26 protein-coding genes are annotated in these 23,549 nt (G+C 72.9%); 10 read left to right on the forward strand and 16 right to left on the reverse strand.

Annotated elements, in window-relative coordinates; all coding sequences use genetic code 11:
* Positions 1-30: 30 nt before the first annotated feature.
* A complete protein-coding gene (locus tag LQ327_RS05015) occupies positions 31-2,016 on the reverse strand; it encodes an MFS transporter (protein ID WP_230730417.1) in 1,986 nt (661 codons plus the stop codon).
* An 89-nt stretch (positions 2,017-2,105) separates the two neighbouring features.
* Here LQ327_RS05015 and LQ327_RS05020 point away from each other — a divergent pair, with 89 nt between their 5' ends.
* A complete protein-coding gene (locus LQ327_RS05020; protein ID WP_230730418.1) occupies positions 2,106-2,486 on the forward strand; it encodes a VOC family protein in 381 nt (126 codons plus the stop codon).
* A 32-nt stretch (positions 2,487-2,518) separates the two neighbouring features.
* Here the strand turns inward: LQ327_RS05020 and LQ327_RS05025 are convergent, their stop codons facing one another.
* Together LQ327_RS05025 and LQ327_RS05030 are read right to left on the reverse strand one after the other, a co-directional pair.
* Positions 2,519-3,436, reverse strand: a complete 918-nt coding sequence (locus LQ327_RS05025) for a TIGR03620 family F420-dependent LLM class oxidoreductase (RefSeq protein ID WP_230730419.1) — start codon at positions 3,434-3,436, stop codon at positions 2,519-2,521.
* A gap of 11 nt (positions 3,437-3,447) precedes the next feature.
* Positions 3,448-4,107 (reverse strand): MerR family transcriptional regulator, encoded by a 660-nt coding sequence (locus LQ327_RS05030; protein WP_230730420.1) that lies wholly within the window; start codon positions 4,105-4,107, stop codon positions 3,448-3,450.
* 94 nt (positions 4,108-4,201) lie between these two features.
* Here LQ327_RS05030 and LQ327_RS05035 point away from each other — a divergent pair, with 94 nt between their 5' ends.
* A complete protein-coding gene (locus tag LQ327_RS05035; protein WP_230730421.1) occupies positions 4,202-4,714 on the forward strand; it encodes a DUF4188 domain-containing protein in 513 nt (170 codons plus the stop codon).
* A gap of 239 nt (positions 4,715-4,953) precedes the next feature.
* Here LQ327_RS05035 and LQ327_RS05040 read toward each other — a convergent pair whose 3' ends face one another.
* Genes LQ327_RS05040 through LQ327_RS05050 form a run of 3 tightly spaced genes read right to left on the reverse strand, consistent with a single transcriptional unit; the run spans position 4,954 to position 9,682 of the window.
* Positions 4,954-6,093: an acyl-CoA dehydrogenase family protein gene (locus tag LQ327_RS05040; protein ID WP_230730422.1), complete on the reverse strand. Its 1,140-nt coding sequence runs from the start codon at positions 6,091-6,093 to the stop codon at positions 4,954-4,956.
* A gap of 2 nt (positions 6,094-6,095) precedes the next feature.
* Entirely contained in the window at positions 6,096-8,120 is a 2,025-nt protein-coding gene (locus LQ327_RS05045) for an acetyl/propionyl/methylcrotonyl-CoA carboxylase subunit alpha (RefSeq protein ID WP_230730423.1), read from the reverse strand.
* 8 nt (positions 8,121-8,128) lie between these two features.
* Complete coding sequence (locus LQ327_RS05050; RefSeq protein ID WP_269069506.1) at positions 8,129-9,682, reverse strand: carboxyl transferase domain-containing protein; 1,554 nt, start codon at positions 9,680-9,682, stop codon at positions 8,129-8,131.
* A 116-nt stretch (positions 9,683-9,798) separates the two neighbouring features.
* On the opposite strand from LQ327_RS05050, the gene LQ327_RS05055 reads away from it, so the two are divergent.
* Positions 9,799-10,431: a TetR/AcrR family transcriptional regulator gene (locus LQ327_RS05055; RefSeq protein WP_372460646.1), complete on the forward strand. Its 633-nt coding sequence runs from the start codon at positions 9,799-9,801 to the stop codon at positions 10,429-10,431.
* Here LQ327_RS05055 and LQ327_RS05060 read toward each other — a convergent pair.
* The 4 genes from LQ327_RS05060 to LQ327_RS05075 form a co-directional block, all read right to left on the reverse strand.
* Entirely contained in the window at positions 10,428-11,933 is a 1,506-nt protein-coding gene (locus tag LQ327_RS05060; RefSeq protein ID WP_230730426.1) for a hypothetical protein, read from the reverse strand. The genes LQ327_RS05055 and LQ327_RS05060 overlap by 4 nt on opposite strands.
* A gap of 208 nt (positions 11,934-12,141) precedes the next feature.
* Positions 12,142-12,408, reverse strand: a complete 267-nt coding sequence (locus LQ327_RS05065) for a hypothetical protein (protein WP_230730427.1) — start codon at positions 12,406-12,408, stop codon at positions 12,142-12,144.
* A 171-nt stretch (positions 12,409-12,579) separates the two neighbouring features.
* Complete coding sequence (locus LQ327_RS05070; protein ID WP_230730428.1) at positions 12,580-12,831, reverse strand: hypothetical protein; 252 nt, start codon at positions 12,829-12,831, stop codon at positions 12,580-12,582.
* Between the two features lie 320 nt (positions 12,832-13,151).
* Entirely contained in the window at positions 13,152-13,442 is a 291-nt protein-coding gene (locus LQ327_RS05075; RefSeq protein ID WP_230730429.1) for a hypothetical protein, read from the reverse strand.
* A 151-nt stretch (positions 13,443-13,593) separates the two neighbouring features.
* Here LQ327_RS05075 and LQ327_RS05080 point away from each other — a divergent pair, with 151 nt between their 5' ends.
* Complete coding sequence (locus tag LQ327_RS05080) at positions 13,594-14,709, forward strand: epoxide hydrolase family protein (protein WP_230730430.1); 1,116 nt, start codon at positions 13,594-13,596, stop codon at positions 14,707-14,709.
* Positions 14,710-14,769: 60 nt separating this feature from the next.
* On the opposite strand, the gene LQ327_RS05085 is transcribed toward LQ327_RS05080, so the two are convergent.
* On the reverse strand, positions 14,770-14,970 hold the full coding sequence (locus tag LQ327_RS05085) for a DUF397 domain-containing protein (protein ID WP_230730431.1): 201 nt from the start codon (positions 14,968-14,970) through the stop codon (positions 14,770-14,772).
* A 48-nt stretch (positions 14,971-15,018) separates the two neighbouring features.
* Entirely contained in the window at positions 15,019-15,867 is an 849-nt protein-coding gene (locus tag LQ327_RS05090; protein ID WP_230730432.1) for a helix-turn-helix domain-containing protein, read from the reverse strand.
* A 203-nt stretch (positions 15,868-16,070) separates the two neighbouring features.
* On the opposite strand from LQ327_RS05090, the gene LQ327_RS05095 reads away from it, so the two are divergent.
* A complete protein-coding gene (locus LQ327_RS05095) occupies positions 16,071-16,310 on the forward strand; it encodes a hypothetical protein (RefSeq protein ID WP_230730433.1) in 240 nt (79 codons plus the stop codon).
* A 146-nt stretch (positions 16,311-16,456) separates the two neighbouring features.
* The gene (locus LQ327_RS05100; protein ID WP_230730434.1) at positions 16,457-16,726 is read left to right on the forward strand and encodes a type II toxin -antitoxin system TacA 1-like antitoxin; all 270 of its coding nucleotides are present in this window, start codon (positions 16,457-16,459) and stop codon (positions 16,724-16,726) included.
* A gap of 4 nt (positions 16,727-16,730) precedes the next feature.
* On the opposite strand, the gene LQ327_RS05105 is transcribed toward LQ327_RS05100, so the two are convergent.
* The gene (locus LQ327_RS05105) at positions 16,731-17,138 is read right to left on the reverse strand and encodes a hypothetical protein (RefSeq protein WP_230730435.1); all 408 of its coding nucleotides are present in this window, start codon (positions 17,136-17,138) and stop codon (positions 16,731-16,733) included.
* A 190-nt stretch (positions 17,139-17,328) separates the two neighbouring features.
* Here LQ327_RS05105 and LQ327_RS05110 point away from each other — a divergent pair, with 190 nt between their 5' ends.
* Positions 17,329-17,688, forward strand: coding sequence for a hypothetical protein (locus LQ327_RS05110; RefSeq protein ID WP_230730436.1), 360 nt, complete (start codon positions 17,329-17,331; stop codon positions 17,686-17,688).
* 243 nt (positions 17,689-17,931) lie between these two features.
* Positions 17,932-18,258 carry a hypothetical protein gene (locus LQ327_RS05115; protein WP_230730437.1) on the forward strand — a complete coding sequence of 109 codons (327 nt, stop codon included), beginning with the start codon at positions 17,932-17,934 and terminating at the stop codon, positions 18,256-18,258.
* Here the strand turns inward: LQ327_RS05115 and LQ327_RS05120 are convergent.
* Both LQ327_RS05120 and LQ327_RS05125 read right to left on the reverse strand, forming a co-directional pair.
* A complete protein-coding gene (locus tag LQ327_RS05120; RefSeq protein ID WP_230733051.1) occupies positions 18,247-19,824 on the reverse strand; it encodes an acyl--CoA ligase family protein in 1,578 nt (525 codons plus the stop codon). The genes LQ327_RS05115 and LQ327_RS05120 overlap by 12 nt on opposite strands.
* A gap of 91 nt (positions 19,825-19,915) precedes the next feature.
* Positions 19,916-20,734, reverse strand: a complete 819-nt coding sequence (locus LQ327_RS05125) for an Fpg/Nei family DNA glycosylase (protein WP_230730438.1) — start codon at positions 20,732-20,734, stop codon at positions 19,916-19,918.
* A 180-nt stretch (positions 20,735-20,914) separates the two neighbouring features.
* On the opposite strand from LQ327_RS05125, the gene LQ327_RS05130 reads away from it, so the two are divergent.
* Entirely contained in the window at positions 20,915-21,346 is a 432-nt protein-coding gene (locus tag LQ327_RS05130) for a nucleoside deaminase (RefSeq protein ID WP_269069507.1), read from the forward strand.
* Positions 21,347-21,402: 56 nt separating this feature from the next.
* Complete coding sequence (locus tag LQ327_RS05135; RefSeq protein WP_230730439.1) at positions 21,403-22,800, forward strand: purine-cytosine permease family protein; 1,398 nt, start codon at positions 21,403-21,405, stop codon at positions 22,798-22,800.
* Here LQ327_RS05135 and LQ327_RS05140 read toward each other — a convergent pair.
* Positions 22,772-23,461, reverse strand: coding sequence for a TetR/AcrR family transcriptional regulator (locus LQ327_RS05140; protein ID WP_230730440.1), 690 nt, complete (start codon positions 23,459-23,461; stop codon positions 22,772-22,774). The genes LQ327_RS05135 and LQ327_RS05140 overlap by 29 nt on opposite strands.
* Between the last annotated feature and the right edge of the window lie 88 nt (positions 23,462-23,549).

Raw genomic sequence — 23,549 nt, forward strand, 5'->3', positions numbered from 1 at the left:
TGTCGTCGGTGTACCCCGACGGCGTGAGACTCAATCGACCACCGGCAGCAGGTGCTCGGTTGCGCTGGGATGGAGCACCACGTCGCACACGCTCTGTCGTCGGCTCAGGGTGATCCGCCCGACGTCGGGTCGACGCCCTGACGCGCGGACCACCAGTTGGTACATCCCCGGCGCCGTCGCCACGAGTCGGTAGGTGCCGTCCGCGGCGCCGTCGGTGCGGGCGGCCTGATGGCCCGCCTCGTCCACCAGGGTGAGCACGGCGTCGGGGACGGGTTCGCCGTCCTCGGAGCGCACCACCCGGCCCACCACGGTCGGGCCGATGCCGTCGGGTGGGGAGACGCCGTCGCCGTCGTGTGGGATCCCGTCGGCCGCGAGTCCGTCCTGTGGGACCCCGTCCCGCCGGAACCCGTCCTGGGACCCGCCGTCGCTTCGGACCCCGTCCTGGGACCCGCCGTCGCTTCGGACCCCGTCCTGCGAGCCGTCGTGCGGGACCCCGTCCCGCGACCCGCCGTCGTACGCCGGGGCGCGGCCGCCGGGCGCCGGTGTCAGCGCCGCCCGGGCGCTGCGGCGCCGCGCGATCCGCCCGCTGACGAGGTCGGCGATCCCCACGATCAGGGCGAGGACCACGAGCCCGACGGTGACGACGAGCCCGGAGCTGATCGACGAGGACCAGTTCCCGTGGCTCGACGCGAGGGAGCTGAAGAAGACCGAGCCGACCGCCGAGATCCCGATCGCCGACCCGACGCGCTGCCCAGTCTGCAGCACCCCGGCCGCCGTGCCGCCCTCGCGGGCGGGCACCTCCTCGAGGGCGAGGGTCTGGTTGGGCGCGACGACGAGGCCGCTGCCGATCCCGGCGACGAGCAGCGGGCCGGCGATGGCCCAGCCCACGTTGGACGGATCCAACCGCAGCACGATGTCGGTGGCGACCAGCCCGACGACGACCGCGAGCAGCCCGCCGACGACCAGCGGCTTGCCCATGCGCGAGATCAGCCGGCCGCCGAGCGCCGAGGACGCCGCCGACCCGAGCGCGAACGGGGTGAGGGCGAGGCCCGCCTCGAGCGGGGTGAACCCGCGGCCCTGCTGCAGGAACAGCGTGAGCACGAAGAAGATCGATGTGAAGCCCGCGAAGTAGACGAGGCCGAGCGTGGTGCCGAGCGCGTAGCTGCGGGTGCGCAACAGGCCGAAGTTGATCAGCGGGTGGCCGTGCGTCTGCTTCGCCCGCCGTTCCCATGCCACGAACACCAGCAGGAGCAGCACCGCGACGCCGACGAGCCACCACGGCGCGGAGGACGCCTGCTGTTCGGAGAGCACCAGCGGCAGCATCAGCGAGACGACGGCGGCGCCGAGCAGGACCGCGCCGACGAGGTCCAGGGGTCGGCGCTGCCCGCCGGGGACGACGGTGTCGCGCGGCAGCAGCCGCAGCCCGAGCCCCAGGGCGACGATGCCGATCGGGACGTTGACGTAGAACACCCAGCGCCAGCCCTCGGCGTCACCGCCGCACTGCAGCAGCAGACCGCCCGCCAGCGGGCCGACCGCGGTGGAGATGCCGATGGCCGCGCCGAACAGCCCGAACGCGCGCCCGCGCTCGCGGCCGGAGAACAGCTGCTGGATGACCCCGATGATCTGCGGATTCATCATGCCGCCGGCCACGCCCTGCAGCAGGCGCGCGACGACGAGCATCGTCGGGTTCACCGACAGCCCTGCGACCGCGCTGGTCAGGATGAACAGCGCCAGCGCGATGAGGAACATCTTCTTGCGGCCGCGGTCGTCGCCGAGCCGACCGGACGCGACGAGGACCAGGCCGAACGTCAGCGCGTACCCCGAGACCACCCAGGACAGCTCGGCCGACGACGCACCGAGGCTGCGCTGCATCGGCGGGAGCGCGACGTTGACGATGCTGACGTCGAGCAGGGTCATGAACCCCGCGACGAGGCACACCACCAGGGCGCGCCAGCGGTTCGGGTCGGGCTGATCCGGCGGCTGCGCCGGGGCGGCGGGCTGGTCGCGGGCGGTCACGCACGTCAGGATGCCCCCGCCGCCGGTGCCCAAGCACCCCGGAGCCAGGCCGATCCGACGAACGCGTCACGAGGAGGTGCACCGCCCGCGTGGAGGTGCTCAGCAGCAGGATCCTCATCCGTCCCCGCGACCCCGAGGCGGCGTGGGCGTTCTACGGGGGCACCCTCGGGCTCGCGGTCGCGCGCGAGTTCCCCGGGGGTGTCGTCTACTTCCTCGGGACCGGCTACCTCGAGGTCTCGGGGACGTCCTCGGACGCTCCGGTCGGCCCCGACGCGGTGTGGGTGCAGGTCCGCGACGTCGCGGCGACCGAGGCCGAGCTGCGCGCGGCCGGGGTGTCGGTCACCCGCAGCACCCGCACCGAGCCGTGGGGCCTGATCGAGTGCTGGATCGCGGACCCGGACGGCCGCGCGATCGTGCTGGTCGAGATCCCTCCGGACCATCCGATCCGGAAGGACCTCCGGCCCAGGTGAACGAATGTGGTCGCCAGGACGACCACATTCGTTCACATGAGCGAGCGTGCGAGCTCTTCCAGCGCCGGGCGCGGGTCGTCGAACGGGGAGTCGCCGAGGGCCTGGACGAGCACGTGGTCGGCGCCGGCGTCGAGGTGGGCGTGCAGGCTCGCCGCGGCGGTCTTCCCGTCCCCGATACCGACGAGCGCGCGGGCCAGCCGCTCGGAGCCGCCGCGGACCAGGTCGGACTCCTCGAATCCCTGGCGCAGCCACGAGTTCCGGTAGTTGGGGAGCCCTGAGTAGATCTCGAGGTGGTTGTGGGCGCGGCGCAGCGCGTCCTCCTCGGTCGAGCCGTTCACCCCGGTGAGCGCCACGGCCTGCTCCGGGACCACCCACTTGTCCGGCCCGAGCGCGTCCCGGGTGACCCGGGTCTGCTGCGGGAGCACGAGGTACGGGTGCGCGCCGTCGGCCGCCGACCCGGAGAGCTCGATCATCTTCGGTCCGAGCGCGGCCAGCAGGCGGGTCGGTCGCGCGCCGGGCTCGACGGTCTCCGACAGCGCGTCCATGCGCTCCAGGTAGTCGCGGGTCGTCGCCAGCGGCTTGGAGTAGGTGCCGCCGCGGCCACGCTCGACCAGCGGGCCGTGGCTGATGCCGAGCCCGAACACGAAGCGGCCGGGGTGCAGCGAGGTGAGGGTCCGGGCCCCGGACTCGGCGGCGATCGGGTCGCGCGCGTGGATGTTCGCGATGCCGGTCCCGACGACGAGGCGCTCGGTCGCGTTCAGGAACGCCCCGGCCTGCGTCAGGGTCTCCTTGCCGTAGGCCTCGCCGTAGAACAGCGACCCGTAGCCCATCTGCTCGATGTCCCGGGCGACCTCGCAGGCCGCGCCCATCGTCCAGGAGTCGCTGGACCACCAGACGCCGATGCGGGAGGGGAAGTCGACGGTCGGCCGGGTTCCTTCGGTGGTGCTCATGATCCCCGACGCTAATCCCCGGTGTCGGCACCCGCCCGTCCGCCGAGGAGCTGGACCGAGCAGTGCTCCTGGGCGAGGCGGCGCAGGGCCGCGAGCAGGGTGTCCCCGAGGACGGTCCCGACGACGGCGCCCTCGACGGTCCGCGCGCGGTCGCCCCGCTCGACGACGGCGGCCACCTCACGGCGCGCGACGCCCTCCATGGCCTCGGCGTAGAGCCCGAGCTGGCGGGCCAGGTCGTCGTCGCCGAGGCGGGTGTACGTGGCAATCACCCCGACGGCGGTGCTCCAGGCCGGGTTCGCCGGCGAGACCGCCCAGCCGCGGTCGGCCACCAGGTCCGCCAGCGCCTGCTCCGCGCCCGCGCGGGCCTCGTCGTCGGGGTCGGCGTCCTCGGCGTGCCGCGGTGTGGTCGTCGCCTGGGCCCGCCCGAGGGCCTCGTGCAGCGGCACCTCGGGGTCGTCGACCGCCGCGAGCACCCCCCGCGTGGCGGCCACCGACAGCCCGCCGACGTCGATCAGGGCCCGCACCATCCGCAGCCGCCGGACGTGGCCGTCGTCGTACGCGGCCTGGTTCGGGCCGGTCCGCTCACCGGGCGGGAGCAGGCCCTCCCGCAGGTAGTACTTGATCGACGCGACGCTCACGCCGCTGCGCCGGCTCAGCTCGCCGACCCTCATCCGCGCTCCCCTCTCGACATCCTCCTGCGGATAGTAGTACTGTCCGCTTATCGGACAGTACAGCTATCCATAACTGGTCTCCCGGAGGTCGAACATGAGCCCTTACGTGCGCCGTAGCGCGGAGATCGAGGGCGACTTCGTCGTGTTCGTCATCGGCACCCACATCAACCGCTGGCGGGACGTCCGCGCCTGGCTGCCGGTGGCACGGGCCATGCCGCGGATGATCCGTGAGCTCGAAGCTGACCCCTCGCTGGGGCTGCTCAAGGCCTACGGCGGCTGGCTGTTCGGCGGCCCGGCCTACATCCAGTACTGGCGCTCGTACGAGCAGCTGACCGCCTACGCGCGGAGCGGCGACGCCGAGCACCTCCCGGCCTGGCGGGCGTTCAACCGCGCCGCCCGCCGCTACCCGGACTCCGTCGGGATCTTCCACGAGACCTACCGGGTGTCGGCGGGGCAGTGGGAGACGATCTACGGCGCGATGCCCGAGATCGGCCTGCTCGGGGCGAGCCGCGGCGCCGACCTGCGCCGCGGCAGCACCTCGGCGTCGCGGATGGGCACCTTGTCCGAGTCGGCGGACATCGCCCCGGTGGCGGCGCCTGTCCCGTGAGTGGCGGACCTGCGGGGCTGGCGGGCGCGGCGGGCCTGCGGAAAGGAACGAACGGCACTTTGGTCACCTTCGAAGGTGACGAAAGTGCCGTTCGTGCCCTTCGGGGCTACCCCGGGCGGGCGCGGCGGGCGAGCGGGCGGCCGGCCGGCCACCGCTCCGCCCCGCACGGGACGAACGACTCGTTCGTCGCGATAGGCGCCACGAACGAGTCGTTCGTCCCAGAGGGCGGGAGCCGGGAGCTACAGGCCGAGCCGGCGCGCGATGAGCATCTTCTGCACCTCGCTCGTGCCCTCACCGATCTCGAGGATCTTCGAGTCGCGGTAGTGGCGGGCCACCGGGTACTCGTTCATGAAGCCGTAGCCGCCGAAGATCTGGGTGGCGTCGCGGGCGTTGTCCATCGCGGCGTTGCTCGAGAGCAGCTTCGCGATCGCCGCCTCCTTGGTGAACGACTTCCCGGCGGCCATCTTCTCGGCGGCGTCGTGCCAGGCCAGCCGGGCGGCGACGGTCCGGGACTCCATCTCGGCGATCTTGAACTGGATCGCCTGATAGGTCCCGATGGCCGCGCCGAACGCCTGACGCTCGTGGGCGTAGCGCACCGACTCGTCCACACAGCCCTGGGCCGCGCCGGTGGCCAGGGCCGCGATCGCGACCCGGCCCTCGTCCAGGATCGACAGGAACTGGCCGTACCCCTTGCCGCGCTGCCCGACGAGGTTCTCCTCCGGGACACGGCAGTCGGAGAACGCGAGCTCGTGGGTGTCCGAGGCGTTCCAGCCGACCTTCGAGTAGCTCGGCGCGACGGTGAAGCCCGCCGTTCCCGAAGGCACCAGGATGGCGCTGATCTCCCGCTTGTCCCCGGACCGCCCGGTGACCGCCGTGACAGTGACGTGCGAGGTGATCCGCGTGCCGGAGTTGGTGATGAACGCCTTCGAGCCGTTGATCACCCAGCCGCCGCCGTCCTGGGTCGCGGTCGTCCGAGTGGCCCCCGCGTCGGACCCGCCGCCGGCCTCGGTCAGGCCGAACCCGCCGAGCGCCTTCCCCGCCGCGAGGTCCGGGAGCCAGCGCTGCTTCTGCTCGTCGGACCCGAACCGCTGGATCGGCATGATCCCGAGCGAGACGCCGGCCTCGAGGGTGATCGCCACCGACTGGTCGACCTGCCCGAGTTCCTCCAGCGCGACGCACAGCGCGACGTAGTCCCCGCCCATCCCGCCGTACTCCTCGGGCACCGGCAGGCCGAACAGGCCCATCTCGCCCATGGTGGCGACGAGGTCGTACGGGAACTCCTCGCGGATGTAGTAGTCCGCGATCGCCGGCGCGACCTCCTTCTGCGCGAAGTCCTCGACCGTCGCGCGCAGGGCCTCGTGCTCTTCCGACAACTGCATGATCACTTCTCCGGTTCGGGCGTGACGGTGACGAGGGGGGCGTCGAGCGCGACGGTGGCCCCGGCCTTGGCGGGCAGGTCCGTGACGACGCCGGCCACCGGCGCGGTGAGCACGTGCTCCATCTTCATGGCCTCGACGACGACGAGGCGCTGACCGGCGTCGACCTGCTGGTCCAGTTCCACCTCGACGACGGTGACGGTGCCGGGCATCGGGCTGGTGACGGCGCCGTCGCCGGGTCCGGCGCTGCCTGCCGCGGCGAGCCGGGTCTGCTCGCGCAGTGCCCAGGCCGCGCCGTCGCGGGCGAGCCAGGCGATGCCGTCGGGGGTGGTGGCGGTGCGGTAGCGCCGGGTGACGCCGTCGAGGGTGACGACGAGGCCGGTCGCGTCGCGGTGCGCGGAGGCGGGCAGGCGCTCGGCAGCATCGATGGTCGAGCTTCGCTGCGCCGCGTCTCCGGCATCCAGGGCGACGGTCGCGTCGTCGGCGCGACCCCGGACGGCGACGTCGATCGGCTCGGGCTTCTCGACGCCGACCGGGACGAGCGTCCAGCGCGCCGGCGCGGGCTCGCCGCCCAACCGCCAGCCGCCGAGCCGACCGAACGGGTCACCCGACTCACCCGCGTCGGGCAGGCGCAACAGGCCGGCGAGGGCGGCGGCGACCACGACGTCGTCGGGCACCCGCGGATCCGGCGGCGACAGCCGGCCGATGAGGCCGGTGTCGAGGCGACCGGCGCGGACGTCGTCGTCGGCGAGCAGCGTCCGCAGCCAGGCGAGGTTGGTGCCGACGCCGAGCACGGTGGTCGCGGCGAGGGCGGCGTCGAGCCGGTCGAGCGCGGCGGCGCGGTCGGGGCCGTGCGCGATGATCTTGGCGAGCATCGGGTCGTAGGCGCTGCCGACCTCGGAGCCCTCGACGACGCCCGCGTCCACCCGGGCGTGCGCCGGCCACTCCAACCCGAGGATCCGTCCGCCGGTGGGTAGGAAGCCGCGCGCGGGGTCCTCGGCGTAGAGGCGGATCTCGACCGCGTGGCCCTCGAGCGTGATCTCGTCCTGGCCGTACCCGAGCGCCTCGCCCGCGGCCACGCGCAGCTGCTCGGCGACCAGGTCGATCCGGGCGCCCCTGACCCGGACGACCTCCTCGGTGACCGGGTGCTCGACCTGCAGCCGGGTGTTCATCTCGAGGAAGTAGAACTCGCTCGCGTCGGCGTTCGTGACGAACTCGACGGTGCCCGCGCCGACGTACCCGCAGGCCTTCGCCGCGTCGACCGCGGCCTGCCCCATCGCGTCGCGCTGCTTCTCGTCCAGCACCGCCGAGGGGGCCTCCTCGACGACCTTCTGGTGGCGTCGCTGCAGCGAGCACTCCCGCTCGCCGAGGTGCACGACGGCGCCGTGCGCGTCGGCGAGGACCTGGATCTCGACGTGGCGCGGGTCGGTGACGTAGCGCTCGAGCAGCAGCGTGTCGTCGCCGAACGATCCGCGGGCCTCGCGGCGGGCGGCGGCGATGGCGTCGGCCAGGTCGGCGTCGCGGGTGACGACGTGCATCCCCTTGCCGCCCCCGCCCGCGCTGGGCTTGAGCATCACCGGGAAGCCGACCTCGCGGGCGGCATCGGCGAGCTCGGCGTCGGTGAGGCCCTTCTCGTGCGAGCCGGGCACGAGCGGCACTCCCGCCGGAGCGACGGCGGCCTTCGCGGAGATCTTGTCGCCCATCATCTCGATCGCGGCGGCGGGCGGGCCGACCCAGGTCAGGCCCGCGTCGGTCACCGCACGGGCGAACGCCGCGTTCTCGGCGAGGAAGCCGTAGCCGGGGTGGACGGCCTCGGCGCCGGCCCGCAGTCCGGCCTCGACGATGGCCGCACCGTCGAGGTAGTCGTCGACGCGCACGGCGACGTCGGCGGCCTGCGGCCCGACCACATGCGGCGCGCCCGCGTCGGCGTCGGTGTACACCGCGACGCTGCGCAGGCCCCGCGCGCGCAGGGTCGACGCGATGCGGACCGCGATCTCGCCACGGTTGGCGATCAGCACGCTGGAGAACACGGTGCTCCTCACATCCGGAAGACGCCGAAGCGCGGGTCGTCGAGCGGCGCGTGCGCGCAGGCCGAGAGGGCCAGGCCCAGCACGGTGCGGGTGTCGGCCGGGTCGATCACGCCGTCGTCCCAGAGCCGGGCCGTCGAGTAGTACGGGTGGCCCTGGTGCTCGTACTGGTCGCGCACGCCCTCGGCGTCGGACGACCCGACCGTCCCGAGCACGGTCGCGGCCTGCTCCGCACCCATCACGCTGATCCGCGCGTTCGGCCACATCCACAGGAAGCGGGGCGAATACGCGCGGCCGCTCATCGCGTAGTTCCCGGCGCCGTACGAGCCGCCGATCACCACGGTCAGCTTCGGCACCCGTGTCGTCGCGACCGCGGTGACCATCTTCGCGCCGTCCTTGGCGATGCCGCCGGCCTCGTACTCACGGCCGACCATGAACCCGGTGATGTTCTGCAGGAACACCAGCGGGATGCCGCGCTGGTCGCACAGCTCGACGAAGTGCGCACCCTTGAGCGCCGACTCCCGGAAGAGCACGCCGTTGTTCGCGACGATTCCCACCGGGTGCCCGTGCAGCCGGGCGAACCCGGTGACCAGCGTGGTTCCGTAGTCGGGCTTGAACTCGGTGAGCTTCGAGCCGTCGACGAGCCGAGAGATCACCTCGCGGACGTCGTACGCCGACCGGCCGTCGACCGGCACGACGTCGTAGAGCTCCGCCGGGTCGGCCGTGGGCGGCACCGAGTCGCGGCGCTCCCACGGCGGACTCGGATCCGCCGGCAGGGTGTCGACGATGTCGCGCACCGTCGAGAGCGCATCGGCGTCGTCCTCGGCGAGGTGGTCGACGACGCCGGAGGTACGGGCGTGCAGGTCTCCCCCGCCGAGCTCCTCGGCGGTGACCTCCTCACCCGTCGCGGCCTTCACCAGGGGCGGGCCGCCGAGGAAGATCGTCCCCTGGTTGCGGACGATCACCGCCTCGTCGCTCATCGCCGGCACGTAGGCGCCGCCGGCGGTGCAGGAGCCGAGCACCGCCGCGATCTGCGGGATGCCGGCCGCGGACATCGTCGCCTGGTTGTAGAAGATCCGGCCGAAGTGCTCCCGGTCGGGGAAGACCTGGTCCTGCTGCGGCAGGAACGCGCCGCCGGAGTCGACGAGGTAGACGCAGGGGAGCCTGTTCTGCAGCGCCACCTCCTGCGCGCGCAGGTGCTTCTTCACCGTCATCGGGTAGTAGGTCCCGCCCTTGACGGTGGCGTCGTTGGCGACGACGACGCAGGTCCGCCCCGCGATCCGCCCGACGCCGGTGATGATGCCGGCGCCGGGTGCCGCGTCGTCGTACATCCCGAACGCCGCCAGCGGCGAGAGCTCCAGGAACGGCGACGACGGGTCGAGCAGCGCGTCCACCCGGTCCCGCGGGAGCAGCTTGCCCCGCTCCACGTGCCGCGCGCGGCTACGGTCCGGGCCGCCGAGGCGCACCGTCGCCAGCCGCGTCCGCAGGTCGTCGACCAGTTCCCGGTGCGCCGCCGCGTTGCCGCCGGCACCGTGACCGACCGAGGGCGCTCCCGCGTCCGCCAGGGTCACCACTGACCTCCCCGTCCGTTAACGTTGACTAACACCAGACGTTAGCGGGCGTTCACACGACGCCGCAAGGGCCGTAGGCTGCGAGCGTGGAACCGGGAAGCGTGGCGACGATCGACACCTGGTCGGGGCCGGGCTCCGCGCCCACCCGACGACGCGAGCAGATCCTCGTGGAGGCCTCGCGCCTGTTCGCCCGCCACGGCTTCCACGGCACCTCGATCGACGGGATCGGGTCGGCCGCCGGCGTGAGCGGGCCGGCGATCTACCGGCACTTCCCCTCGAAGGAGGGCCTGCTCGTCGAGATGCTCGTGGGCATCAGCGAGTACCTGCTCGACGGCGGGCGCCGGCTCGCCGACACCCATCCGGCCCCGACCGACCGCCTCACGGCACTCGTCGCCTTCCACGTGGACTTCGCCCTGCACCGCCCGGAGCTGATCTCGGTGCAGGATCGCGACCTGGCGAACCTCCCCGACGACGCCCGTCGTCGGGTCCGGGCGCTGCAGCGCGCCTACGTGGAGGTCTGGGAGGACGCGATCGCCCGCTCGGGCCCCGAGCGCTCCACGGACGAGGTGCGCATCGCCGCGCACGCTGCGTTCGGACTGATGAACTCGACGCCGCGCAGCGCGGCGCACACCACGCCGGCCACGGCCGCGCCGGTCCTCACGGCGATGGTCGAGGCCGCGCTCCGGTCGGAGACGGCCGCCGACGCCGCTCCGGTGGCGACGGCGCCGGCCGGCGGTTCCTAGACCGTGGCGGCGGACCGGTGGCGGGCCGACGCCGCCGGGCGCCGGAGCCGGGACACGATCAGCCGCGCCAGGCCACGGGCGAGGGTCCAGAGCAGGTAGCAGAGCCCGACCACCGGGAGCGCGAGGAAGAGCAGCCGGATACCGGTGGAGAGCCAGTCCAGCACCGGGTGCGCCGAGACCGACGCCCGCGCGACGAGCCCCCGGGCCTCGTCCAGGCCCGAGGTGACGATGTCGGGCAGGTGGGCCACGACGAACCCGAGCTGGATCGCGAGCGCGGGCACCACGCACATCACCCACACCGCGACCAGCCGCTGCGGCCAGGGCCGGAGCTCCTCGAGCCGCGGCTCGACCGGACGGCGCAGCAGGTGGCGACGCACGATCGGCCCGATGTACTTGAACAGGTCCGGGACCCCGGCGAGGTCGGAGACGATGTAGTAGCCGTCGAAGCGCAGCGAGGGCAGCAGCTGCTGCATGATCTCGAGGTTCGCCGCGATCACGGCCACCAACAGCGGCGGCCAGCCGGTCGCGAGGTACCCGGCGACCAGGCCGAGCACGACGACGGCGTTGAAGTAGACCCCGCCCAGGTCGGCGCGGATCCGGCCGGCCCGCCCGAGCTGGTAGGTGGCGGTGATGTCGGTGTAGAAGGCGGGCCACACCAGGTAGATCCCGGCGCCCATGCCCCCGGGGGCGACGCCGCCGAAGCGGCAGGCCGCGGCGTGCCCGGTCTCGTGGAACGCGGCCGAGCCGATCGCGAGCAGCAGCACGGTGAGCACGCCGACCGGGTCGAGCATCGTCGTGGTCAGCGCGCCGGTGGTGTCCGCGCTGGTGAACACCCAGGCCTGGGCGAGCGCGAACGCCACGAGCACGGCCACCACCACGGGGACCGCGAACATCCAGGCGAAGGCGCCGCCGACCCGCGAGGACCACTCCGGCGAGAGCAGGGTGGTGCGCAGGCGCAGCGAGAGCCACGGCGGGCGGCGCTCGACGTCGGGCGCGCTCCCGTCGCTCGCGTGCGCGAGGCCGAGCGGGGCGAGCTTGCGGTCGAGGAGGAACACGATGTGCTCGGCGGCGTACTCGTCGCCGGTGGCACGGGAGAGTGCCGCGGCGACCTCGTCGACCGTGCGGTAGCCGCGGGCCGGCGGACGCAGCCCGGCGAGCCCGGCGTCGGGCGTCCCGGTGCCCGCGCGCACGCGGCGCCGACGACGGCGGGGGCGCGCCGACACGTCGTGCGCGAGCAGCGCGACCAGGGCGTGCAGCAGCGGGGGCAGCCGGACCAGCTGCCCGTCGGCGCGGGCGACGAGATGCGGTGGGTCGACGTAGCCGGAGCCCTCGAACGGCCCGAGCATCCGCGTCCCCTCGACGAGGCGCGGCGCGGGCAGCTGGGTGGGCAGTTCGGCGGTGAGGGCCTCCGAGTGCCAGGACGGTCCGGGGTCGTCGACGGCCACCAGGACGTCGGTGTCCGGGCCCGCGGTGTCCGGTGCGGGGCGCGTCGGCGCGCACATCGAGGGGTGCCCTTTCGCCGAGGGTCACGGTGGCGGCGCGTACGGGTGCCCCGTCGTGCGCCCGCATCACCGGAACGGGGTCGCCGCGAATCCGCCCGCGGGGCGCGGACGCCCACGGCGGGTCATGGGGTAGGAATCACGGCACGACGGGCCGGCGGAGGAACGGCTAGGCCCCGCTCCTCCCCGACCCGTCGGCTCGCGCGTGCTGCTACCGCGTGACGACGGTGCTCGGTGTGCACGTCGTCGTGGTGTGCGGCTGCTCCGACCCGAGGCCCAGCGAGCCGAGCAGGCCCGGTGTGCCGTGGCTGGTCGTGGTCTGGCAGGAGTTCACCACGGTGGTGCCGTGACCCGAGCCGGACGAGGGCGCGGCCGGGGAGGCGCCGTGGAAGGGGCTGGACACCGTCGACAGGACGGTGCGCTCCGGGAGCACCTCGCCGTCCAGCGCGTCGAGGTCGGAGAGGGCGGGTCGGCCCATGGACGTGTCTCCTGACATGAGGACTCGTGCCCGGCTGCCGGTCGGCGCGAGCGGGAGGGCCGGCCGGGCCCGGCCCCCGGACGGCGGGTGGCACGCATGGGTGCACCCGCACGTCGGGGGCCGGACTCCGGCCATCGGGAGCGACGCGGTCGTCGCTCCCTAGGGACGACCTCAGGAGGTGCCGAAGGCACCCGGCGTCGAGGACAGGTCGGAGTGGGGGTTCTCCGAGCCGAGGCCCAGCGAGCCGAGGAGGCCCGGCGTGCCGTGGCTGACCTCGCCCTGCTGACCGTTGATGCCGGCGGCGCCGTGGCTGCTGTCCGAGCCGCCCGCGTTGTTGAAGGGGGTCGACACGGTGGACAGCACGGTGCGCTCCGGCAGGACCTCGCCGGTCAGGGCGTCGAGGTCACTGAAGTTGATCGCCACGAAGGATCTCCATCCGTCGTTTCGATCCGGAGTCGCTAGGCCCGACTCCGAATCTCGGGTCGCTCTCCGTGTCCGAAGAGCACGCCCTGTGTAACAGCCCGATCACGACGGTGTCGGCGGCGACGTCGATCACGCACCGACCACGCACCGCGGCAGGTGCTGGGCCGAGCGTGGGGCGCGCCTCCGTAGATCCTCGGGATCCGCCCACGGTCCGGCCCACCGGCCGCGCTGTGGAGATCTGAAGCCTGCGCCCGAGTGAGACGTGTGTCGTCATCGGCGTTCGGACCGATTTTCGACGACCACTCGTTCGGGTGAGCGGATCAGCCGAGCAGTTCGACGTCCTCCCGCATGCGGACCTGGCGCATGTGCATCTCCTCGAGCCGGGCCCGCACCGAGATCCGGCGCTGGATGAGCTCGCGGACGTAGTCGCCCCGGGCCCCCGCCTGCTTCTCGTGGATCTGGCGGGTCAGGTTGCGCTCGAAGGTCTCGAGGACCGTGACCTCGCTGTCGAGACGACGACGGCGGGCCTCCGCCTCCGCACGTCGGGCGCTCGCCGCTTCCTCGGGCGAGCCGATGATCTGCTCGGGCGAACTCGCTTCCGGCCTCGTCATGGCGCACCGCCTCTCGTGTGTCGTCGATCACCATCGTCCCCCGAGATCCGGCGGGATAAAAGACCTACTTCGGACGGTGACCCGCTCGTGACGGGTTGCCGGACGACGAGGCGGACGGAAACTGACCGCATCGGCCGCGACCATGGACCTCATGGCCGAGCTGAAGCCCTTCACCGTCGACATCCCGCAGGCCCGACTGGACGACCTGCGTCGTCGGCTGGAGGACGCCCGCCTCCCCGACCAGCCGTCGGGCGCGGGCTGGGGGTACGGCGTGACCCGGGGGTACCTCGGAGAGCTGGTCCGGCTCTGGCGCGACGAGTTCGACTGGGCTTTGGTCCGGGATCGGCTCAACGCGTGGCCGCAGGTCATGACGACGATCGGCGGGCAACCGGTGCACGCCGTCCACGCCCGCTCGTCGGCGCCCGACGCGGTGCCCCTGCTGCTCCTGCACGGCTGGCCCTCGACGGTCGCCGACTTCCTCGGCGTCCTCCCGGCGCTCACGGAGCGGTTCCACGTCGTCGCGCCGTCGCTGCCGGGCTTCGGCTTCTCCGGCCCGACCCTCGAGACCGGCTGGGACCTCGACCGGCACGCGGACACCCTGCTCGAGCTGATGACGCGGTGCGGGTACGAGCGCTTCGTCGTGCAGGGCGGCGACTGGGGCGGGCTGATCGGCCCGCACGTCGCCCGTCGAGCTCCGGACCGCGTGGCGATGGTGCACGTCAACGCGCTGGTCACCCCGGTGGACTGGACCTCGGGCGACCCGACGGCGGGTCTGTCAGCCGAGGACGCAGCCCGGGTGTTCGCCCTCGGCGCGGCATGGCGGGAACGGCAGGGCTACGCGGCGATCCAGAGCTCCCGGCCGCAGACGCTCGCCTACGCGCTGAACGACTCGCCCGTGGGTCTGCTCGCGTGGGATCTCGAATGGTTCGTCGACTACGACCCGGCGGCCACCGTGCAGACGCCGAACGACCCGACGGCGATCCTCACCGACGTCACGATCACCTGGCTCACCGGCACCGCGGGCTCGTCGGCGCGGCTCTACAAGGAAGGGGCCGCGGCGTTCGGTGGCGGGTTGCCGTCCTCGGGAGTGCCGACGGCCGTCGCGTGCTTCCCCGGGGACAACACGATCCGGGGGCTCGCGGAGCGCTCGCATCGGATCGTGCGATGGACGACGTACGAGCGGGGTGGGCATTTCGCGTCGCTGCAGGCGCCGGACCTGTTGGCGGCGGATCTCGTGGGGGCATGCGGGGAGCAGCAGGTGTGGTGACGGTCCGCGGCCGAACGTGCCGGGTGAGTCCAGCGGGAGCTCACCCGGCACGGTGGGCGGCTACCGAAAGTCGAATTCGCCCGCTTTGACCCCGAGCACGAAGTCTGACCATTCCTGCGCGGTGAAGCGATGGGGAGCGAGGGCCACGTTCTTGGAGTCACGCACGTCGACATCGCCACCGGGGAGCATCGCGACCTCGACACAGTTGCCGCCGCCGCAGAACGATGATCTACGGAAAGGCGGGTCGACCTCGACGTTCACAGACGAATCCTCTCGGGGGCGGGGAGCGGGGGCGAGGGTCCGGGACCCTCAACCGATCAAGCTTCGCACAGCCGCTAACGATTCGTCAGCCCCGAGGGATTCGGTCCACAACGCCCGGAAGGCGCCTTGGTACTCCAGCACGTCGGCGGCCTCCTCCAGGTAGTAGTCCCTCCCGGCGGCCTCGATGTTCACGACGGCGTGGTCCACGGTGGTCAGACGCGGATGGAAGATCGCGAAGGAACTGAGCGCGAAGCGTCGGACCGGGGCTGTCAGAGGCCGGACTCGCACCTCGACGCTCCCCATCACGTCTTGGAGCGCGATGAGTTGCTCCCGCATCACCTCGGGGCCGCCGACCATGCGCAGAAGCGCGACCTCGTCGAGGACCACTGAGACTCCGAGTGGGTTCTCCGCTCGCCGCAGCGCCGCCTGGCGACCCATCCGGATGTCCACGAGGCGGTCGAGGTCCCCCTCGCCGATGTGGTCGACGTCGACGAAGAGGTCGGCCAGCAGTGCGCGCGCGTAGGAACGGGTCTGGAGCAGAGCCGGCACCAAGGGGGCGTAGAGCGACACCGAGGCCGCCTCCGCCTCGAGCGAGATGTAGTAGTCGAGGTTCATCGGCAGGACGTCCGAATGCGGATGCCACCACCCGAAGGCCTTGCTCTCCTCGACCCATCCGAGGATCTGCTCACGCCGATCCGGATCCTCGACGCCGTACACCGTGAGGAGGTTGCGGACGTCCCAGGTCTTCGCCGCCGAGTGGCCGGTCTCGATCCGGCTGATCTTGGCGGGCGAGACCTCGAGCTCGGCGGCGACCTGCTCGAGCCGCAGGCCGGCGGCCTCACGCAGCCGGCGGAGAGTCACACCGAGGCGTCGACGGACGACCACCGGCCCGGACACGCCGGGCGATCCTGTGGTCATCCGGCCCCCAAGATCGGATGCGGGTCGTTCGGTTCAGCGCACTCGGACACTGCAATTTGCAGGACTCGTTCGATCCAGAGTGCAACTTGCAAACCAGCAAACTATCATCAGCCCCCAGCGATGCACTCGAAGGATCGTGCCGACACGCGGTCCGGTTCATCGCTCAGGGAGGGTCGCCCTCGATGACCACAGACGACACGCCGGAGCCGTCGAGCTGGGACGACGTGACCAGCTACCTCGCCCAGATGCACAACGCCTGGCAGTGGGGGTACTGCGACCGAGCACTCCAGCGCCGCGTGCGCCACCTCTTCGCCGAGCGGGCGGCAGGCCGGGGCGGTGACGGGACCCTCGACGAGCTGTTGATGGCGTGGCAGGTGCTCCACGGCTTCCCCCTGGAGTACCGGCTCCCGATCGGCGTCTGACCGCCGCCTCACCGACGCCTGACCGGCGTCGACGACTTCTCCCTGCACGTGCAGATCGCCCACGTGGCGTCCTGGCGTGTATGCCGAGTGCGTATTACGCTTCGGCACCACCTTGCGCGGGCGAGGGTGGAAGAGGGAGTCCGTTCATGGCCGAGTCCCCGGCGCCGACGACCTTCCGGTTGGCGCCCGAAGAGCGTGCGCTGCTGGAGGCGGTGGCGCACGCGAACGGACGCACGCTCTCGGCGTACGTCCGCGAGGCCGCGCTCGCGGCCGCCCGTGGGTACCTCGCGCAGGAAGGCGTGGAGAAGGTGCTCGAGCGGGACCGGGAGTACATGGAGGAGCGCTCCAGGACCTCCACCAAGATCGCCGACCACAAGCGGGCGCTCCTGGACCAGGAGAACTCCGACCACCGCTGACCCGTCAGCGCACGTAGGTCTCGCCACCGCCGGCGTTCACGTGCGCGGCGGCTACGGCGTTCGCCGCCATGGCGATCTTGTCGCGGATCTGCCAGACCCGGTTCGACCCGTCGAAGCGTCCGCACTCGTTCGCCAGATCCGAGAGCACCGAGTGCAGGCAGGCGCACGTGTTCACGATGCTGGTGATGCGGACCCGCACATCGGGCTTCGCCAGCAGGCGCAGCGACTGGATGTAGTGCAGTGCGAGTGCCGCGGTGGCCGCCACGCGCTCGTCGTCGGTCCACTCCCGATCGACCGATGACACGTCGAGCACGTGCTGATCCGGGACCCCGAAGAGCTCCCGGACGGCCGCGAACATCGGCGTTGTCTCGTCGTAGAGCGCCACCAGCTCGGCCGGCTTCTCCAGACACATCTGCGCTTCCCCCTCGCGCGCCCGTCCGCCGCCGGGGACGCCACTCCGTCACTCGGCGGAGCGCTTCAACCTAACCGACCCACGGCCGAGTGACCTGATACGACGACCCTCGGACGTCCGACCACTTGACGCGGCGACGAGTATGCGTACGCTGACTACGTATTACAAGCCGGTCCTCGGGGAGGCCGCCATGCCGTCACTGCTCGCGCTCCAACTCGCCGCCGCGGACGCACCACCTGCCGGCGCCACGACGGACCGCACCGGGCTGATCGTGCTGGGGGTCCTGGTCGCCGCGGCCTTCGTCGCGATGTGGCGCGTCGTCATCCGACTCCTGCTCATCGCGCTGGTGGCGCTGGTCGTCATCGGTCTCGGCGTCGTGATGACCCCCGACCGCGCACCGGCCAACGTCCCGTCGACCTCGACGCCGCAGACGCCCCAGGCGCCGGCACCCACGTCGACGCCCAAGCCCGCGCCCACCACGACGGCCCCGAGACCGACGTCCCCGGCTCCGGCCCCGCCCGACCCGCAGCGCGCTGCCCAGAGCGGCTGACGCGACGTCCGGGATCCATTCAGTACGTGACCGAGGTGTGACCGGAGCGTGACCGGCCAACCCCGATGTCCAGCCCACGACGGTCCTGGAGGGGGAGAACCGATGGGACGCCACACCCGACCCGAGGACGCTGAAGACGCCGGCGCCGGCGCCGCACCGACGGCCCGGCCGCGCCTGATCGTCACGATGCGAGCCGTCAACCCGCGGCCACCGCTGACCGCGACAACCGCCGTCGTCACGACCATGTCCGCGCCACCGCCGGCCCGGGGCGTGCTCGGCCCGACACCGGGGATTCCGCCGGCCCCGGTCATCGAGCCGATCGGACCACCCGCGGCGGTCGGGTGGCGCGGGCGCCGTGCCGGTCGACGTCAACAGGCGGAGGCCGAGGCGCTGGCCGCACGGATCGCCCGGGCCCAACGACGAGCCCGGCAGGTCGCGCTCTCCGGCGCGCCCGCACCGTCACCCGCCCTGACGCCCGGCCCGGCGCAGATCCCGGTGCCCCGGCCCGCCGACGACGCCGCCCCACCCTGGCGCTCGGAACTGCCGTCGCCGCGGGAGTCAGCCGGCTGAGCGCTCCTGGTCCCGGAGCACGTTCTTCTGGATCTTGCCGGTCGACGTCTTCGGCAGCTCACCGAACACCACGCGCTTCGGCGCCTTGTAGCGGGCGAGGTGGGTCCGGACGTGCTCGACGAGCGCGTCCGGCTCCACCTCCTCGCGCACGCTGACGTAGGCGACCGGGATCTCGCCCCAGCGCTCGTCGGGAGCGCCGACGACCGCCGACTCGATCACCGCCGGGTGGCTGTCCAGCACCCGCTCGACCTCGACCGACGCGATGTTCTCCCCACCGGAGATGATCACGTCCTTGCTGCGGTCCCGGATCTCGACGTAGCCGTCGGGATGCACGACACCGAGGTCGCCGGTGCGGAACCAGCCCACGGCGTCGACCTCCGCCGTCGCCGCGGGATCGCGGTAGTAGCCGAGCATGACGTCGTTGCCCCGCAGCACCAGCTCGCCCATCGATTCGCCGTCGGCGGGCACGTCGTGGCCCGTCGTCTCGTCGACGACCCGCAGCCGCGCCGCGACGACGTTCCCGACGCCCTGCCGGGCCTGCAGCCGCGCGCGCTCCTCGCCGGAGAGCTCGTCCCACTCCGGGTGCCAGTCGTTGACGACGGCGGGTCCGTAGGTCTCGGTGAGTCCGTAGAGGTGGGTGACGTCCATGCCGAGGTCGCTCATGCGGGAGAGCAGCGTCGGCGACGGCGGCGCGCCACCGGTGGCGACGGTGACCCGGTGGTCGAGCGCCGGACCGTCGGCGGTCGGGGCACCGGCGATCATCGTCAGGACGGTCGGCGCCGCGCAGAAGTGGGTGACCCCCTCGGTCCGCAGCAGGCGCCAGATCTCCTCCGCGTCGATCGCGCGCAGGCACACGTGGGTGCCACCCGCCGCGGTCACCGCCCACGGGAAGCACCAGCCGTCGCAGTGGAACATCGGCAGGGTCCACAGATACCGGGACTCCGGGGCGAGCCGCACGTGGAAGGCCATCGCGAGCGCCTGCAGGTAGGCCCCGCGGTGGTGGTACATCACGCCCTTGGGCCGCCCGGTGGTCCCGCTCGTGTAGTTGATCGCGAGCAGGCCCCGCTCGTCGGCCACCGGCACCACGCTCGGCGCCGCCGACGCGAGCCGGTCCTCGTACTCCGCGCCCTCCACCAGCAGGGTCGCCCCGGTGCGCTCGGCGACGACGGTGGCGAGCTCGGCCAGCTCCGTCGTCGCGAGCATGACCCGCGCGCCGGAGTGCTCGACGATGTGGATCAGCTCGTCGGCGGAGAGCCTCGTGTTCAACGGCACCAGGACCGCGCCCGCGTAGGGCACGCCGTGGTGGGCCTCGAGCATGACGTGGCTGTTGGTCGCCAGCACCGCGACGCGGTCGCCCGGGTTCGCCCCGAGCGCGCCGACGACCCCGGCGAGCCGGCGGGAGCGCTCCGCGAACTGCCGGTAGGTGAAGCGTCGCTCGACCGGCGACTCGCCCGTCGCCGAGCTCGCTCCGGGGTCGACGATCGCGGTGCGCTCGGCGAAGGCGTGCTCGGAGCGGTCGAGGAACGCGGTCGGCGTCAGTTCGGCGAACGTGAACGGTGCGGGCATCGGCGTGTTCGACATGAACGGGCCGGTGGTCACGGTGTCCTCCCGCGGGGCGACGGTGCGCGGACCCCGAGCGTAGGACCCGCCGCCCGGATCATGCCTGTTCGGCACTGCACCACCACGTCGTGCGGGTCCCGACGGTGCCGCGCTCCATCGGCGCGCCGCACCGCGGGCAGGCCACGTCGCGCTGCCGGTGGGGGATCACCTCGCCGGTGTGCACGCCGCCGTGCTTGATCGCCGCGCGGGTGGCCTTGCGGAGCACCCGGCGCAGTTCGTCGAGCTCGGGCTCGGAGAAGGTTCCCGACGGCCGGTGCGGGTCCACCTTCGCCTGCCACAGCGTCTCGTCGGCGAGCAGGTTCCCGACGCCGGAGAGCACGGACTGGTCGAGCAGCCGCGCCTTGATCGGCGCGGTGCCCCGGCCGACCCGGGCCCGGAAATCGTCGCGGGAGATCTCGGCGGCGTCCGGGCCGAGGGCGTCGAGGTCGGGCTCGAGGCGCACCCGCCCGAGGCGACGCTTGTCGAAGAGCCGGAACGACCCGCCGTCGTCGAAGCTGACCGTGACCCGGTCCCATTCGTCCTTCTGCTTCTCCTCGGCCGACTTCTTCGGCAGCCCGCCGGCGAGCTCGCCCTCGCGCGCGCCGCCCGGCCCGGTGATCCGGACCCGTCCGCCCATCCCGAGGTGGACCCCGAGGTGCGGACCCGGATCGCCGTCGGCGGTGACCGTCTCGCACCACATCGTCTTGCCGCGGCGGTGCGCCGCGACCAGCTTCCCGCCGACGAGGGCCTTGGCGATCTCGCCGGGGCGGTGCGGGCGGCAGACGTAGGAGTCGGAGTCGTCGACGTCGGTGATCGTCCGGTCGAGGGCCTTCTCGAGCACCTGGCGGGCGTTCTCGACCTCGGGAAGCTCGGGCACGTCCGGGTGTTCCCCGGCGGAGCGGTCCTCACGCGGCGGACACGGAGGGGAAGCGTGCGGTCACGGGCGGTGCGGAGGTCGCGCGCGCCACGTCCCCGGGGCGTGTCTTTAACGGTGTTGTTACCTCGGAACGGGACGCCAGGGGTGACAGTGTCGCCCGTGATCCCCGGTCCGCACGAGATGCTCGCGGTTGCGCTGGAGCAGGCCCGTCTCGGCGCGGCGGCCGGTGGCGTGCCCGTCGGGGGAGCGCTGTTCGCCGCGGACGGCACGCTGCTCGGCGCCGGGCACAACCGCCGGGTGCAGGACGGCGACCCCGCCACCCACGGCGAGACCGCCGCCTTCCGCGCCGCGGGCCGCCTCCCGCACTACGCGGGCACGACGATGGTCACGACGCTCTCGCCCTGCTTCTTCTGCGCCGGCCTGATCCGCCAGTTCCGCATCCCGCGCCTCGTCGTCGGGGAGGCCCGGAGCTTCGGCGGGCAGCACGAGTGGCTCGCCGAGCACGGCGTCGAGGTCACGGTGCTCGACGACCCGGAGTGCGCCGAGCTGATGAGCCGGTTCGCGGAGGAGTTCCCCGACATCTGGATCGAGGACATCGGCGGCCCGGAATGAGCCGACACCACACGCCCTGAACCGTCCACCCCGAGACCCCGGAAACGGAGACCCGAGTGTCCATCGTCGACGAGCCCACCGACGTCGTCCTGCGCGACGGCGTCTACGGCGACCGCGTGGTCGCTGTCGAACCGGGTGGGGCGGAGTTCATCCCGCTCGCCGAGCGGCACGGGAAGCCCCGCCAGCTCTTCTGGACGTGGTGCTCGCCCAACCTCGAGTTCGCGACGATCTTCGTCGGGGTGCTCGCGGTCAGCGCCTTCAGCCTCGGGTTCTGGGGCGCGGTCCTCGGGATCCTGGTGGGCACGGCGCTCGGGTCGCTGACCCACGGGCTGCTCTCGTCGCGCGGCCCCGCGGCGGGCGTGCCGATGATGGTGCTGTCGCGGCTCGGGTTCGGGTTCATCGGCAACGCGCTGCCGGCCGGGCTCAACGCGGTCGTCGGCGGCATCGGCTGGTTCGCGGTCAACAGCGTGTCCGGCGCGCTCGCGCTCTCGACCCTGACCGGCATGCCCGCCTGGCTGGGGCTGCTGATCGTCGCGCTGGTGCAGATCGGGGTGGCGCTGCTCGGGCACAACCTGATCCACGGTTTCGAGAAGGTCGTGCTCCCGGTGCTCGCCGTCGTCTTCGCGATCACCTCGGTGACGATCCTGACCCAGGTCGACCCATCCTTCGTCCCGACCGACGGCCAGCCGGCCGGGACGACGGCGGGCTTCCTGCTGACCGTCGGCGCGACCTTCGGGTACGCCGCCGGCTGGAACCCCTACGCCACCGACTACACCCGCTACCTGCCGCGCGACGCCAGCCCGAAGGCCGTCGGCTGGGCCGCCGGGCTCGGGGTGTTCGTGCCCTGCCTGATCCTCGAGATCGTGGGCGCCGCGTCGGCCACCCTCGCCACCGACCCGAACGCCACCCCGACCGCCGCGTTCACCGAGCACCTGCCCGGCTGGCTGGCCGCGCTGACGCTGCTGTGCATCGCGGTGGGCGCGGTCGCCGCGAACGCGATCAACATCTACTCCGGGTCGATGTCGTTCGTCGCGCTCGGCATCCGGCTGCCGCTGACGCTGCGCCGCGCGCTCGCCGTCGGGATCTTCGGCGTGCTCGGCTTCGTCGTGGCGCTCTTCGGCCTGGCCGACGCGGGCGAGGCGTACGAGGGCTTCCTGCTGATCATCGCGTACTGGATCGGGCCGTGGCTCGCGGTCGTGTTCGTCGACTGGTACCTGCGCCGCGGTCAGGACACCGAGCCGCTGCTGTTCGACACGAGCCACCGCAACGTCGCCGGGCCGGTCGCGATGCTCGCCGGGATCGTCGTGTCGATCGTGCTGTTCTCGAACCAGACCTCGTTCACCGGCTTCGTCGCCCAGGCGGTGCCGCAGATCGGGGACATCGCCTTCGAGGTCGGCTTCGTCGTCGCGGCCGCCGTCTACTGGCTCATGCGGAGGTCGGCTCCGGCTCGGTGAGCCGCAGCGCGAGGACCCCGTCGACCGCCGCCGCGACGGCGCCGGCGGGGTCCGCCGCGTCCCGGGCCGCCGTCTCCGCGACCCCGAGCCCCCGCAGCAGGGTCAGCGCGAACTCGGCGGCGACCGCGCCGGGCTCGAGGCGGCCATCGGGGTCGAACCACGTCCACATCCAGTGCAGCGAGCCGAACATCTGCAGGCTCCGCAGCCGCGCGTCCCCGGGCACGAAGGTGCCGTCGGCCTCGCCGTCGCGCAGCACACCGACGACGAGATCGCGGTAGGCGTCGCGCAGCGCCCGGGCGGACTCCATGCCCGGCCGGTCGACGAGACGGACCACCTCGCGCTGGAACGCGACGGTCGTCGCGGGCTCGTCGGCGGAGTAGCGGACGCCGGCGTGGACGAGCGCCGCGATCCGCTCCGCCGCCCCGGGGAGGCGCGCGAAGAGCGCGTTCGCCTCCGCGAGCCGGGTGCGCATGTAGCGCTCCTGGACCTCGGCGAGCATCCGGTCCTTGGTCCCGAAGTGGTGGACGATCGTGCCCTTGCTCATCCCGAGCTCGGCCGCGACGTCGGAGAAGTTCGCGCCGTCGTACCCCCGCTCGGCGACGTGCCGGGTGAACGTCCCGAGGATCTCCGAGCGCCGGCCGCCCCGCGCGTGGCCCGCCATGCCGGACTCCCTCGCTGACTGACCGCTTGCTCACTGACCGCACGTACGGGCAAAGTATGGCACGGCACCGGGCGGCGAGGAGGCGGCG

The organism is Actinomycetospora endophytica (assembly GCF_021026375.1).
In the GTDB taxonomy this organism is placed as follows: domain Bacteria; phylum Actinomycetota; class Actinomycetes; order Mycobacteriales; family Pseudonocardiaceae; genus Actinomycetospora; species Actinomycetospora endophytica.